We start from the raw sequence: 14531 nt of genomic DNA, 5'->3' as shown, positions 1-14531 counted from the left end.
TTTTCTTTGAATTATATCCCCCTTCGGCCAAAACGGAATTCAAAGATACATATAAAATCCCCTGCTGACATTACGTCGACAGGGGTCATTTTTATATTGGGCAAAAGGGTCAGTGATATTTTGGCTTAAGGGGTCAATTCAACCTGGTCTAAGGGGTCATCCGAGCCTGGGTTTTCCACAGGCCACCGACGCGCCTCATGCAGCCGGACATGCAATAAAAAAGGCCGCACTACAAGCACGACCGCACACAATCCAATTTCAATCCAACTTACTATCCAACCAACCGCCCCGAAAATCCAAGCAAAATCCAAGCAAATGTACTTTTCGTTTTTTCGGCTATTTCACGACATCGCGCCGTAACTCACTGAACTATCGCGATTTCCAACTGCCGACCACTCACTAAACATTGCACGTTTCGTTTTACCGCCCATAGCTATCGAGATATTTGCGGATAGCCTCGATAAAATTCTCAGATGATTTCATAGTCGTATATTTTAGAAAGTTAATACCCAATAAATTATCAGTATTGCGGTTATGAGGGATATTACCCAGCCCGCACCTCGGATTACAGGTCTGACTATCGCCCACACCAGAGTTCCGATTATTGCTCCGATGATGATTGCCACCACCTTTGCAACCTTTTTTATTTGGTTGAACCTGAGGCTTTGAGCTTCGCTTTGACCTTTTATGTGGCTGTTTGTTTTCATCGTTGCGACTTTTTTTTATTTGTATATCACCATCGGTTTTCGCTTGCTTGACACCTCAAAGGCGTGTGGTGAGCAGAGGGGATGTTCGCCTTTGACGGAAAAATACAAGCCGCAGGTCTGGAGATTTTTCAGTCAAAAGGTATCAGAATATCCCCGGCACCACACGTTCCCCAATGGCAAGCAAGTTGAAAATCGTTGTTGATTAGACAATAACAGGAGCCACGACTCCGGCACGGTGAAAACATACAGCTACATAATCTCTCGGAAATCTTATTGAAAGTAATTTCTCAATAATAATCTTAATAGAAATGGAACTGAGCGACATGACCAGCATAGTCTGCGAAGGACAGCCGACGAAGGAAGACTGTTCTCCGCAGTCTATGCCGAGTGTCGCAGTGTCAAAGCGGCAAGTGAGGGAACGGTCGTAAAAATCCTTATTCAGCAACGGCGAAAAAGGACACGGATGAACGGCATAAAGTCTCAGAGGTACAAGCAGCGTCTCCGATGCTTACCTCGGAGGCGTTGACGTTTATCGGTGTTCCGCCGTTGCCAATAGGCGCGATGCGGTCGTAAGGTGTCAGTGGCTCGTCCACCGTCACCTTACTACGGCATCACTCCGCCAACACGGCAGTCCGCTCGACCTCTTGCCGGTCGCCGTATCTCATGCAGCCATTCACAAGTAAATTCCTCTCTGTTGAAAAAAAATGTTCGGTTTCGTGTACAGAAAACCGAACATTTTTATTACCTTTACGATTGAAATATAAAACGATAAGACATGACTGCAGCTCAACAGATAGAGGATAAGGTCAATCTAATTGTCGATGGAACTGTTTTCTCCATCGAAGACCTCGGACTTCCAGCCGAATGGTGGGAAAATATCCGGGTCAAATTGTCACGCATGGTCGGCAAAGGGATGATTCAGAAACTATCAAAAGGCAGGTTCTACAAACCTAAGAAGTCTGTTTTTGGAACGTTGAAGCCGAATTTGCAAGAGATTGTCAAAGATCTCATTTATGATAGAGACGGCAAACCAATAGGTTATCTAACCGGATATTCAATTTGGAATGATATGGCGTTGACTACACAGGTCGCGAGTGTGATAATGTTAGGCACCAATAAGAGGCATAATGCCATAAAAAGAGGCATATATTTGATTCGCTTCGTGCACCAGCCTAACGCAATTTCCAAAGACAATATCTACCTTTTACAGATTCTCGATACGATTAAGTTTATAAAAAAAATTCCGGATACCGGGATTGCCCGCTCCATAACGGCGTTGAAATCATCTATCGGACAATTGCCGGAGAATGATATTAAGAAAATTATCAGATTATCGGATAAATACCAGCCCCGTGTGAAAGCCATTCTCGGTGCAATTCTTGATGATTTAGGATATGGTAGCCATACTATTGTTCTTCGTGACGCGCTTAATCCAGGAACTAAATATAAAATAGGGTTGGGAAATGCCACTGAATTACTCAGCAAAGATAAATGGAATATTGAATGAAACTACATGACAACAAGCGGTCATTTCGAGAGGCAATAGAATTGACAGCGCAAGACCTTGAGATATATCCTGAATTTGTCGAGAAAGATTACTGGATATGCCAGATATTACAGAATCTATCGCGAAATCCTGCGGCAGAAAGGACCGTGTGGAAAGGAGGAACTTCGCTTTCAAAGGCATATGGATTAATCGCAAGGTTCTCCTCAGATGTTGACTTCGCTATATTGGGCGAGGGGCTGAGCCAGAACCAGCAGAAAAAGCTCGTGGCAAGGATAGGACATGAGTCCACCGCAGGCATGGAGGAAGTTGAAAAGCCCGATACTGTCAAGAACAACCGCTTCCGTAAGACGTATCATATCTACAAGTCAGTTCTGGATGGCATCAATAGAGGATCGTCCAATGTAATGAGCAATCAGGTGATTGTAGAGATCAACACCTACGGTAATCCATATCCATACGAAAGAAGGGAAATCAAACCCTTTATAACAGAAATGATGGAACGCCGGGGGCTTAACGATATGATTGCCGATCTTGACATGAAACCCTTCGTTTTGAATGTGCTTGACAAACGGCGTACTCTCTGTGAAAAAGTGGTATCACTTTTGAGATTCTCCTTTGAAGATGACCCGACGGCAGGCCTCATCTCTAAGATACGACATTTCTACGATCTGTATTTTCTCCTCGGTGATGAGGAATGCGGCGATTATGTTGTCGGAGATTTGAAACAGAATCTCGTTGAACTTATCGAGCATGACAAGAAAGAGTTTGACCGTCCTCCGAAATGGCGCGACGCTCCCATTCTGTCTTCGCCTCTGATTGTTGACTTCGATTCGACATGGAGCAAGATAAGCGATGTATATAAATCTGAACTTTCGGTTTTGTCATATCGGACAATCCCCGGACCGAATGAGATTGCAGACTCAATGAAAGAACTCATCAAAGTTGTTGTCGATGCAGTTCGATAAAGGCAGTCATAATATCATCCTGACAAGTTTAACAATGCTTAAATCGAACCCTCACACTTGCGAAGGTGACTGAATTTTAGTATATTTGCATTTGAAATCCACACTTGTGGCCACGGCGAGAGAGCTGTCGGAAAAAGAAAGAAAAGATTTGTTACATACTCGTTACACAAGGAAATTGAGCGAATGTAACTGATTGAAATAACTGCATTTGGAGTGCAAGGAACAAGTCCCTCCAGCTCCACAATCAATACTGATTATCAGTAGTTTGTAAGATTAACACCCAATTTTACACCCAGAAACGTAAGATTGGGTGTTGTTTATTTTTTTGTTGGTCTAAGATCTAATTGGGGTCAGCGGATTTTTCCGGTGGGCGGGAAGGGATGTCAAGAGTATAGTGTGGGCAGCCTAAACATAAAGAATTATTGCTGTCCGATAAAACTTTTTGAGGCAAAACAAAATTAGGACTGGCACCTATTGCAGGAGTCAGTCCTTTTAGGGCTCAAGCCGAAACTACCCGGTGTTTTGACATCGAGTGGCAATAATATATTTGCTAACGTATATGCTGTTAAAAAAGATAACTCCAACGAGTGGGAAGCTCATGGCGATATTGCCAAGTTTGAATACGAAGAAGGATATGAATACCTAATACGTATCAGTAAAACGAGTTATCTGGATTATAGCATGGGGTTTTGTCATATCGGACAATCCCCGGACCGAATGAAATTGCAGATTCAATGAAAAGGCTCATCAAAGTTGTCGTGGATGCCGTTCGATAAAGGCCATCTTGAATGTCATTCTGACAAGCTTAAAAATCGCTAAATCGAACCCTCGGACTTGCATAGGAGGACGAAATTTCGTATATTTGATGTAGTCTTGGGCTAATATTTTGACTACAAAGTTATTCTTGAGAATTTGCGTGAGGATGGGCAATGGATAAGAAATTGGTAGTGTGTTTTGTTACGCTATATTTCTCACGCTTTCAAATAACTCTTTTACTTTGATGCAAAGTTAGCATTTATTTTTGGATTACGCCTCATTCCGGGGCGTAATTCTCTTTTATATTGCTTTTTCCATGTCGCGGAAGCGACTATGCTTCAATAAAAAAAATACGAAATAAGGATACCATCATATCGAGGCGGAGTTTACATAACCACAGGCAAAGGTAGTCCGTGTTCTTATCAGCCGTGCAAGGTCAGACACTTCGGGTTTCGTGGAAAAATCTTCCGCACCCCAAGGGGCTTGAGGTATTTTTCCCCGAAAACCTTGCGCGGCTGGAACACGACCCTTTAAGCCTGTAGTTATGGGAACTCCGGCCCCATAAGCCGGAATAACAAAAAAATAAGATGGTATGTCAGAAACGACAAAGAACAAGTACACCCTTGAAACCCTACTGCCGTTGAATGTGTCATACGACAGGGACCATATCCTCAGACAGCAGGATGTGGATATGGTGAACAGGCTCGTTGAAGTCATTGAAGGCTCACGCTCAAACCTCGCGCCTAAGGTCGGAGACAGGATGCGTCATGTTGACCGAGACGGAGATTTCTACGGACACACGCTGCTTGAACCTAATATCTTATCTTCGGCATCATTGTCAGTAAGCATACGAGTTACCTCAGCGTGAAGCTCGTCGAGATAATCGTTGAAATCAGAGTGTTTCTTAGTCTTGATTGATGAGCTTGCAAGGACTTCGCCTCGTGCATCTACCATTCCGAACACTGTGTTGGTACCACCGATGTCGATACCTAATACGTAGGGTTTACACATGATATTTTGGTATTTATAATTGGCATTAAAAAATATAGGCCTGCCATCACTGCAAGCCTATATCATACCTATTCAAATCTTCTTTACCTTAGGAAATATTTTACTTGTTGGGGGTTGTCCACTTATATGTATGGTTGCAAGCGATGTCCATTACGCTGGTGCCGGCTTGCATACGGAACTTTCCCTTCTCCAGGACCCACTTGCCGTCGTAGTCCACGAAGGCGAGGTCGCTGGCCTTGATTGGCAAGGTTACGGTTTTGGTCTCACCGGGTTTGAGTTCTACTTTTTCAAACGCGCGCAGTCGGCGATTATCAGGAGTCAGAGATGCTACCATATCTCGGCTGAAAAGCATAACGACTTCCTTACCGGTGCAATTACCTGTATTGGTGACGTCGATTGTGAAAATGAGATTATCGTTGACACCGAATTCAGAATGTGAGCAGCGGAGATTGTCATATTTGAAAGTCGTGTAACTGAGACCATAGCCAAAAGGCCACTGCACCGATACCACCGCATCGTAGTCATAAGCACCTTCCATCTTATCCATTTCCTCGCTCACTCGATAATCGTAGGTGGTGAGTTCTGCCTGATGGCGTGGATAGGTGTAGGGCATTTTGCCACTCGGGTTGGTGTCGCCGGCAAGAATGTTGGCAAGTGCGTCACCACCGAAGTTACCGGGAAGCAGAATGTTGACTATCGCATCTGCCAATGGCTCAATATCACTGATGATACGCGGACGACCACCGTTGAGAATCAATACAACCGGTTTGCCTGTCGCAGCAAGAGCTTTGACGAGATTGCGCTGGTTTTCAGAGACAGCGAGGTCCGACAAGTTTCCCGGTGTCTCACAATAGGAGTTTTCACCGATACAGGCGACTATGACATCAACACCCGACGCAGCTGCCACAGCTTTTTCAATTTCCGGCTCATTTTCCTCGTGATAGGCACCTTCGGCAGGATAAGTGACACCCTGTTCAAGAACTATATTCTTCTTGCCAAACTTATTGACCAATGCCTTGTAGATGGTGTTGTATTTCGAGGCGAAACGGTCAGTCAGATGACCTTGCCATGAATAGCTCCAGCCGCCATTGAGACAGCGCATCGAGTTGGCATTAGGACCTGTCAGCAGAATCTTTGTACCTTTCTTCAACGGAAGAATGCCGCCGTTGTTTTTGAGCAGTATCTCCGATTCTTCCGCGGCCTGAAGAGCGACTTGCTCGTGACGGTCGCAGGCGAAGTCGGCATAGTCTTTGGGATATGTATTGGGAGTGTCAAACAGTCCGAGACGATATTTCAAGCGCAGGACACGACGTGCTGCGTCGTCAATACGCTCCTGAGATACGCGACCTTCATTTACGAGTTCTTTAAGCAGAGTGCAGAAATTGAGGTCGTATGGCTCCATTGACATATCGATTCCGGCATTGATAGCCATTTCAATAGCCTCCTTTTTGTCGTGAGCCACATATTCGCGGGTATAGAGGTTGTTGATGTCTGCCCAGTCAGTCACAATCATTCCGTCCCAGTTAAGGTCCTCCTTGAGCCACTTTGTGAGCAGCTTGTTATTGGCGTGAACAGGGCGACCGTTGATTGAGCCGCTATTGACCATTACAGTCAACGCTCCCGCCTCGATACAGGCGCGGTAAGGCTCAAAAAACTTCTCACGGAGATCAGACGGAGAAATATATGCCGGGGTGCGGTCTTTGCCTGTTCGCGGAGCTCCATAGCCAAGATAATGCTTCACCGATGTCGCGATATTATGCCGGCCTACCTTATTAGGGTTATCGCCCTGAAAACCTTTGACCTGCTGAGCGCCCATGATGGCGTTGACCAGCGGATCCTCTCCGTAGTTTTCCCATACACGGCTCCAGCGAGGGTCGCGGGTAAGGTCGACAGTGGGCGAGTATGTCCACGGGCAGTTGGCAGCGCGAGTCTCGTATGCCGTAATTTCAGCAGCTCTGCGAGCCAACGTCGGGTTAAACGACGCACCTACGTTGATGTTCTGAGGGAAAAGCACTCCACCGAGAGTATAGGTTGTACCGTGATTCTGGTCAAGACCATAGATACAAGGTATGCCGATTTCTTTCATTGACACTTCCTGTATCTGACCAATCAACTTTTCCCATTTTGCAGGAGTCTGTGCTGTCGGTCCGCCGGGGGCGTTCAACACAGAGCCGACCTTATACACGGCAATAGCCTCGTGAAGCTTCTGAGGGTCGAGGAAGAACTCACCGTCTTTCCAGTCGCCAAGCACATCAATGGAAAGCTCGGTCATCTGGCCGATTTTCTCGTCAAGGCTCATTTTAGACAATGTGCGTTCCACTGCCGCCTCAAGATCAGGGTCAGAGGGAATCGCCGCTCCGGCAGCCTGTAAAGAACAGGCTGCTGAAGTGACGGTTAAAAATGTCATTAGATGTTTCAACATATCAGCGAAGTGTTACGAGATCTACATAGTAACCATGACCGACGCAGATGAATCCGGACTGCTCCTGAATCATGTCAAGAGCCTCTTTTGTCAGCGTGATTTCTGCGACACCGTCAGTTGAGAATTCAATCGTTCCTGTGCCGGGAAGGTCGTTCCACCATACGGTAGTTGTGCGAAGCTGATGGTATTCGGCGGTAGGTTCTATCGAATAATGAATTGACATTACAGCACCCGGTTTGATACCCGCAAAAACATCCATGCCGATAAGGTTGAAGGTCTTGTTGGGGCTGTCATCGGGAAGATCCCACGAAACATAGTGGTGTCCTGACCACAAGGTCTGCTGAGATGACAGAACCACTGTTGTGGCGGTCTCAACCTGACCGTTCTTGTAGAACTGAACTTCGGCACCATCATTCATAACGCCCGACATCGGATACTCTCCATCTTCGAGAGCCGGGGCAGAGAAGCTGATTGCAGTTGAAGTTTTTTCGGTAAAATCAGAAATCTTGGTTCCTCCGATTTCAAGAGAAGCCACTCTGTCGAGATTGATACCTGTAAGCGTTGTTGTAGCGCCAGAAGTAATACGGTCTGTACCTGAAGTAATGAGAGCGGAAGAGCTCACAGTCACTTTATTTGCGCCGTAGTTCATACCCTCGGCATCAATGAGTTCCAGTCTGCAAGTACCATTGACGACATTTGCGGGAACGGTATAGGTGAGTACATCATTGCCGTCTTCGGTAGAATAGACAACAGGAATCGGTTCAGAATCACCGAGAGTGATTGATTTCACCGAGCTGAGATTGCGGCCATAAAGTACCGCGTTCTGTCCGGGAGCGACAATGCGTTCAAATGAGACTTCCGAAGCCCAAGGATCACTATCCAGCGGATTGACATTGATGATGCCTTCGCGTGAAGTTGATTTACCCTGAGTGGTTGTGACAACAACCTTCATCTCGTATGTACCTGCGGGGAGAGGCATATCAATAGCCTTTCCGGTTGCAGTCTGCTCTCCGTCGATATACCATATCACATCAACATAGTCGGCCGGTGTCACGGTAAGTTCCATGGCGAAATTTGCATCGCGGCTGATGTTGGCTACTACGGGCAGCTGACCATTATTTCGGTCAGGGAAAGTCGGTGCCAGAATATGGGGCTCGTCATCCGGACCTGCTACAGAGAACGGATCGTCGCTGCTGCATGATGCAAGCATGACGCTTACCGGCAGCAAAGTCAAAATTGTCTTATATATGAAATTCATTGTAGTTTCTTTTTATGTTATTAGTCAACGTCCCACCACATGGGTATGTACCAGCTATTGCTTCCGCCCATACGGTCCAAAGCTTCATCATAGCCGGTCTTATTATACGATGATTCAAGAACCGGATAGCAAAGGCGAACGGGGATTTCCTGTCCTCCGGTGAGGAACTGGCCGAAACCGTATTCAGCCGGAGATTTAAGTCGGGGATAACCTGAACGGCGCACGTTTGCCCATGCCTCGGAGGGATTGGTGAAGTGCAGAATCCATGCCTGAGTATTAATTGCTGCCTTACGCTGCTCGTTGGTGTAACCGATACCGTTGTTGGCAATGAAAGTAGAGAATTCCTCATCAGTAATCTTACGGCAGCCGTAGTTGTCAGTAAGGAAGTCCATTGACGCACGTACACCAGTTTTGTAGTAGCCGTCAGCACTGCCGGCGACTGCCCAGCCTTCTTTAAGGGCGGCCTCAGCCATAAGGAAGTTTACCTCGGCGTAGGTCATAACGACGCCCGGATTATCACTCTTAAGGAAGTTGTTGGCAAGCTTGGGCTCGGTTTCGCGCGTCATACTTACTTCGACTGAAGGATTGTTCTCAGCAATCTCTTTCATGATATCGCTGTCATAGCCTGCCGGCCACGGTTCCCATGAGTAAGCACCCGGATCTCTCGGATTCATCGGAATACCTTTTGAAAGAATTTCCTCAGTAAGGTCAATGCGGTTATCGGGGCTTGTAAGGCTCATCAGACCGTCATAGTAGAATCGGGCAAAGATAAATGTGCGAGGGTCGCCGCTGTTATACATCTGATTGAAGAATGTAGAACAGAGATAGCTCGGGTTGTTTGCCGGGTCATTACCGAACAGTAGTTTGGAAAGGGCATTGCCACGATAGTCGGAATATGTATCCTGACCAAAGCTGAACGATACTTCCATATACTTAATGAGAGCGTCATCAGAAGCACTTGTAAAGACGCCGCCGTCAGCCATCAGTGCCTCTTCAAATTCCTGTTTAGCCTTGTCAGGATCGACATCGGATATACGCATGGCAAATCGGAGGCGGAGACTGTTGGCAAGTTTTTTCCACTTGTTGACATCTCCGTTGTAGATTACATCGCCTGTAATCTTATCGCCTGACAATGACAGAGCGCCGCAGGCATCGGTGAGTTCATTGAAGAAAGCTGCGTAGATTTCTTCCTGAGTGTCGTATCGAGGGTTGAATTTCTCGGCAATATACCCAAGACCTGCTTCGCTGAAAGGCGCATCGCCATACACATCGGTAATAAGGGACATCATATAGACGCGATAGATGCGCAGAGCGGCATTTACGTTTGTCAGACCTTCTTCCTCACTGTTATGAATGCCGTCAGTAAGGTTCTTTATAGCGTTGGGATATAGCGAAGTCCAGATGCGGCACATTTCGTTATTGTCGATTGTGTGGCGGCCGCCATAGTTGGTCGTATTCCAGCAACCCATCAGCATCTGAGAGAAAGCATAATGGTAGTTGCGGTAGATTTCCACCATACCCAGATCGCCGTAGGTCTGGAGCTGGGCTGTGGTCAGCTGGGCATTGGGGTCAATGCCGTCGGCTTTTGAAGGGTCTGTGTTCAGATCCTCCATGTAGCTGTCGCTACATGAACCTGCAATGAGCGCAAGAGCCGCTAAAACAGGAGTGAATATCTTATGTAGTTTCATTGGTAATCTTACGTTTAGAATTTAACATACAGGTTGAAACCATAGCTCTTGCGTGAAGGCAGCGAACCATATTCAAGTCCCATACCGGTTGTGTTGTTGTAGTTAGAATCAGGATCGATGTCGGGAATGTTCTTCCATACGATGAACGGGTTTCGTGTCACAAATGAAATAGACATATCCTGCACTACCTTACCGAGCCATTTCTTCGGGAATTGATAGGTAAGTGTGATTTCACGACACTTTATGTATGAGTTGTCATAGATGAACATCGAAGGGGCATTGCGGCAAACACTCATCCAATAGTCTTCGGGGTTGACCTTTATGTCATTGGGACGATAAGTGCCGTCGCCGTTGTCAATCACACCGGGTGCGACAAAACCTCCGGTTGGAGTCCATGTCGAGGCACCTTTTGCAATACCTGCTGCCTGACGCTCTTCTTCCGACTTATACCATTCTTCTCGTCCGGCCAGTGTTGCAAGGCTTTTGCCTGATTCGTGAGCAGCACGTGCCGACATAGAATACAGATCAGCTCCAACCTTTACATCAAAAAGTGCGGTAAGCCCGAAATTCTTGTAATGGAATGTTGTGCTCAGACCACCTGTCCAGTCCCAAGATGCATTTCCAAGAACGTGATTGCTCTTGTCGTACATCGGCAAACCGGTTGCTGGGTCAATAAGAATATCTCCGTTTTCGTTTCTCTGGAAATCGGGGCCTACGATAGAACCGAAGTTCTCACCAACCTTTGCAGCGACCTGGACATCAAGCCATGAAGCCTTTTCAAGTTCAAACATATCCATGCCGTCTACAAGCTTACGCACTTTATTGTTGTTCTTAGAGAAGTTGATACCCAAATCCCAAGAGAAATCGCCTATGATAATGGGACGTGTGTTAAGTGCGATTTCGATACCTTGGTTTTGGATTTCACCGGCATTGATAAGACGATAGGGGTATCCTGTGGCCCAGCTACTTGCCATGCCCATAATCTGGTCTTTACTTATCTGATTGTAATATGTGAAGTCAAGACCGATACGGTTGTTGAGGAACTTTGTTTCAAAACCCACTTCAAATGAGTTGGTCCGGGTAGGTTTGAGGTTCTTATTGGGGATAGTGGTATTGTCAATAAAGCCGATGGTGTAACCGGGATATGTGAATTTTGATTTTGTATATACCAGTCCTAACTGATAGGGATCTGTATCACTACCAACCTGTGCGAATGACAGGCGAACTTTACCGTATGGCAGAATGTCACCACGCTTGATCAGTTCAGAGAACACAAAGCTACCCGACACCGAGGGGTAAATATAGGTGTTATTTCCAGTCGGCAGAGTCGACGATTTATCACCACGGATAGTAGCGTCAAGATATAACAGGTTTTTCCATCCGAGATTGACAGCCGCGAACAGCGAGTTAATCTGCTTGCGGTAGCTGTTTTCCTGAAGGCTTGTTTCGTTGAAGCTCATAAGGGCAACCACATCCATAATCTGCATTTCTTGGGCTGTGGTTATATTTGTACGGTTATCGACCTTATAGATGTTTCCACCGGCAGTTCCTGTGAAGTCAAAGTCACCCCAGCGGTTGTTATAGGTCGCTATGAGTTCAAAGTTATACATCTGGTTTTTGAACTGGCTCTGCTGTAAGTAACCTGACTCATAGCCGGGAGTTGTCGGAGCCTTGAAATCATTGAAATTAAACCAGTTGAGTTCAGCTCCCGCTGTTCCTTTGATTTTGAGGTGTGATGTTACATTATAAATAGCAGATGCGTGTAAACGAAACAGGTCCTTCTTTGAATCATTGGAATTCTTGTAGACGTCCCAATAGGGGTTTACATTATAGGGGTCCATACCGTTCCAGTTGGAATACTCTCCGTTAGCATCCTGATATGTGCGCAACCAACGCTGGTCGTAGGTGGTTGCAAGGGTCATTAGGTTCTTGCCGACGTTAGACTTACTGTCGCCAAGAGCAGGACGATTCTTTACATTTTCGTGGGTATAGTTTACGGTAAAGTCGAGGTCAACCTTCCCCATAGATGTATTGGCACGCAGATTGAAAATGTCACGGCTCATGTGAGTCTTGGGGACAATATCCTTGTTGCGCATATCGGTCAGTGTGAAACGAATGCCTGTATTGCCTGAATTGGATGAGACTGTAACCGTGTTGTTTGCGGTAAGACCGGTTCTGAAGAATCCGGAGGTATTGTCAGGTATTATAAGATATGGACGCTCCACGCCGTCAAAGTAGCGAAGGACGTTGCTTCCGTCTGCTTTCGGTCCCCAGCTCTTATTGGTATTTGAAACTGCGTCGATACTGTATGTGCCGTTGCTGCCCATACCATAGATCTGCTGTACGTTATCCCATTTAGAGAGCTGTTTGTCAAATGTCAGTGTTCCATTATACTCTATCGAATATTTTTCTTTACCGGCTTTCTTGGTGGTGATGAGAATTACACCGTGGCTGGCACGGCTACCGTAGAGAGCGGAAGCGGCCGGACCTTTAAGTACCGACATACTTTCTATATCATCTGGATTGATGCTTGAGATGCCGTCACCAAGGTCGTATCCGCCTGATGTTCCTGCGCTGCCGAAGTTTGTATTGTCAAGAGGTACACCATCGACAACATATAATGGCTGGTTATTACCGGTCATTTCAGTACTACCACGCAGAATTACGCGGGTTGATCCGGAAGGACCACCTGCGGTCTGGCTTACAACGAGACCGGCCACACGACCTGCCATAGAGTTGATGACGTTAGTTTCTTTGGCTTTTTCAAAGGCATCACCTTTTACTTCGTCAAGACCGTAACCGAGTGCCTTTCGGTCGCGCTTGATTCCAAGAGCAGTGACCACCACTTCGCTGAGCATTTGCGAACTCTGCTCCAGCGTGATTTTCATTGGCGCCTCTGTAGCCTTGACCTCAACAGGCTCACTGCCGACATAGCTGATTTTTAGGGTAGCACCCGGTGATACCATCAGCGTAAAGTTACCGTCAAGATCGGTAACTGTTCCATTGCTGGTTCCTTTCTCAATTACTGAGGCACCGATAACGGGGCCTTCAGCATCTTCAACGACACCAGTCACCTTTATCTTCTGAGATGGCGTTGCCGCAGCTGCGCTGGGTTCTGCATACGACTGAAGCGGCATAGCAAAGGATACCGCACCGACAAGCAGGAAACCGCACAGGAGCTTGGTTGTTAAAGTTCTCTGTTTCATGTGTATTGATTAGTTTATTTTAGTTACTTTAATCCAGTCTATATACATCGATGCCGTCTGACCATCTTTTAAGGCTGTAATGCCTTCGATGTCATAGATACCGGTGAATGATCCGCCAACAGCAAGGTTAAACAGAATATAAAAGTCATTTTGAAAATATGGATTACCAGTAATGTCAAAACTATGAAATTTGACATCATCTACAGAAACATCAATCTTATTTTCATTCCAAGTAAGCGTATATGTGTGATATTTGCCGTCTTGCAAATTTGAACCGGTATCTCCGGCGAAATATTGCTGTTCATGTGCGGCAACATCAGGGCCATAATGGAGCGCGGTATTTACTCGCGTGGTACTTGTCCCGTTGGCGATACCTTGGGCATCTCCCATCTCCATTATATCTATTTCACCACAGGCAGGCCACTCCTGCTTATTGTTGCCCATCATCCAAAATGCGGGCCACAGACCATTTGCGGTCTCAGGCAGTTTTATACTTGCCTCAACCTTTCCATACTTGAAATACTTCTTGTTCTTGGTGTTCACGCGACCGGACACCACCTTGTTGCCGGTGCGCTTGGCTGTAAGAATTAGTACAGTCTTACCTTCGTCCTTGCCGACTTTGACCTGACTGGTACTATAGGATTGTAACTCTTGATTTGTCCATCCGGCTTCGTGTGTCTCTTTTGACCAGTAAGCGGAATTGAATGAATCAAAATCGTCAAAGAACACCACATCATCGACAGGTTCAACTACTGGCGGTGTCGGTGTCGGTTCATCTTCCGAGTCGCCACACCCTATTAAAGTCGCTACTGCGAACGCAGAGATGAACAAATGTTTGATATTGAAAAAGACCATGATATTGATTGGTTGGTATATTTACTCCCACATAGACCTTATATGGGTTTTGCAAAATTACCACCGTTCGTTATTATCAAGGTTTGATTACTGACATTTTGAGGTTTGTTTTCTGATATATTATGCTATTATTCAGAAAATCAGACATAAACACGT

General features: G+C 46.1%; 11 protein-coding genes. 4 read left to right on the top strand and 7 right to left on the bottom strand.

The genetic code is table 11. From position 1 onward, the window contains the following. Window positions 1–494 precede the first annotated feature (494 nt). A complete protein-coding gene (locus C5O23_RS09755; protein WP_068960213.1) occupies window positions 495–707 on the bottom strand; it encodes a hypothetical protein in 213 nt (70 codons plus the stop codon). A 775-nt stretch (window positions 708–1482) separates the two neighbouring features. On the opposite strand from C5O23_RS09755, the gene C5O23_RS09750 reads away from it, so the two are divergent. The 4 genes from C5O23_RS09750 to C5O23_RS09730 all read left to right on the top strand — a co-directional run bounded on the left by C5O23_RS09750 (window position 1483) and on the right by C5O23_RS09730 (window position 4803). Beyond that, window positions 1483–2214 (top strand): DUF6088 family protein, encoded by a 732-nt coding sequence (locus C5O23_RS09750; protein ID WP_107032756.1) that lies wholly within the window; start codon window positions 1483–1485, stop codon window positions 2212–2214. Beyond that, complete coding sequence (locus C5O23_RS09745) at window positions 2211–3179, top strand: nucleotidyl transferase AbiEii/AbiGii toxin family protein (RefSeq protein WP_107032755.1); 969 nt, start codon at window positions 2211–2213, stop codon at window positions 3177–3179. Before C5O23_RS09750 ends, C5O23_RS09745 begins: the two co-directional genes overlap by 4 nt. Before the next feature lie 474 nt (window positions 3180–3653). After that, complete coding sequence (locus C5O23_RS09740; protein WP_107032754.1) at window positions 3654–3917, top strand: DUF4377 domain-containing protein; 264 nt, start codon at window positions 3654–3656, stop codon at window positions 3915–3917. Window positions 3918–4527: 610 nt separating this feature from the next. Then, entirely contained in the window at window positions 4528–4803 is a 276-nt protein-coding gene (locus C5O23_RS09730) for a DUF4121 family protein (RefSeq protein WP_240597782.1), read from the top strand. Here C5O23_RS09730 and C5O23_RS14665 read toward each other — a convergent pair. The 6 genes from C5O23_RS14665 to C5O23_RS09700 all read right to left on the bottom strand — a co-directional run bounded on the left by C5O23_RS14665 (window position 4725) and on the right by C5O23_RS09700 (window position 14375). Further along, window positions 4725–4946, bottom strand: coding sequence for a hypothetical protein (locus C5O23_RS14665; RefSeq protein ID WP_410520471.1), 222 nt, complete (start codon window positions 4944–4946; stop codon window positions 4725–4727). The two genes, C5O23_RS09730 and C5O23_RS14665, sit on opposite strands and share 79 nt — an antisense overlap. A gap of 100 nt (window positions 4947–5046) precedes the next feature. Beyond that, complete coding sequence (locus C5O23_RS09720) at window positions 5047–7353, bottom strand: glycoside hydrolase family 3 N-terminal domain-containing protein (RefSeq protein ID WP_107032752.1); 2307 nt, start codon at window positions 7351–7353, stop codon at window positions 5047–5049. A 16-nt stretch (window positions 7354–7369) separates the two neighbouring features. Beyond that, window positions 7370–8626: a hypothetical protein gene (locus tag C5O23_RS09715; protein ID WP_107032751.1), complete on the bottom strand. Its 1257-nt coding sequence runs from the start codon at window positions 8624–8626 to the stop codon at window positions 7370–7372. A gap of 20 nt (window positions 8627–8646) precedes the next feature. Next, complete coding sequence (locus tag C5O23_RS09710) at window positions 8647–10314, bottom strand: SusD/RagB family nutrient-binding outer membrane lipoprotein (RefSeq protein ID WP_107032750.1); 1668 nt, start codon at window positions 10312–10314, stop codon at window positions 8647–8649. Window positions 10315–10328: 14 nt separating this feature from the next. Continuing rightward, window positions 10329–13520 carry a SusC/RagA family TonB-linked outer membrane protein gene (locus C5O23_RS09705; RefSeq protein WP_107032749.1) on the bottom strand — a complete coding sequence of 1064 codons (3192 nt, stop codon included), beginning with the start codon at window positions 13518–13520 and terminating at the stop codon, window positions 10329–10331. Between the two features lie 9 nt (window positions 13521–13529). Continuing rightward, on the bottom strand, window positions 13530–14375 hold the full coding sequence (locus C5O23_RS09700) for a glycoside hydrolase family 16 protein (RefSeq protein ID WP_107032748.1): 846 nt from the start codon (window positions 14373–14375) through the stop codon (window positions 13530–13532). Window positions 14376–14531: the final 156 nt, after the last annotated feature.

Source organism: Duncaniella muris, assembly GCF_003024805.1.
GTDB lineage: Bacteria > Bacteroidota > Bacteroidia > Bacteroidales > Muribaculaceae > Duncaniella > Duncaniella muris.
This window is presented reverse-complemented; position numbering and strand designations above follow the sequence as displayed.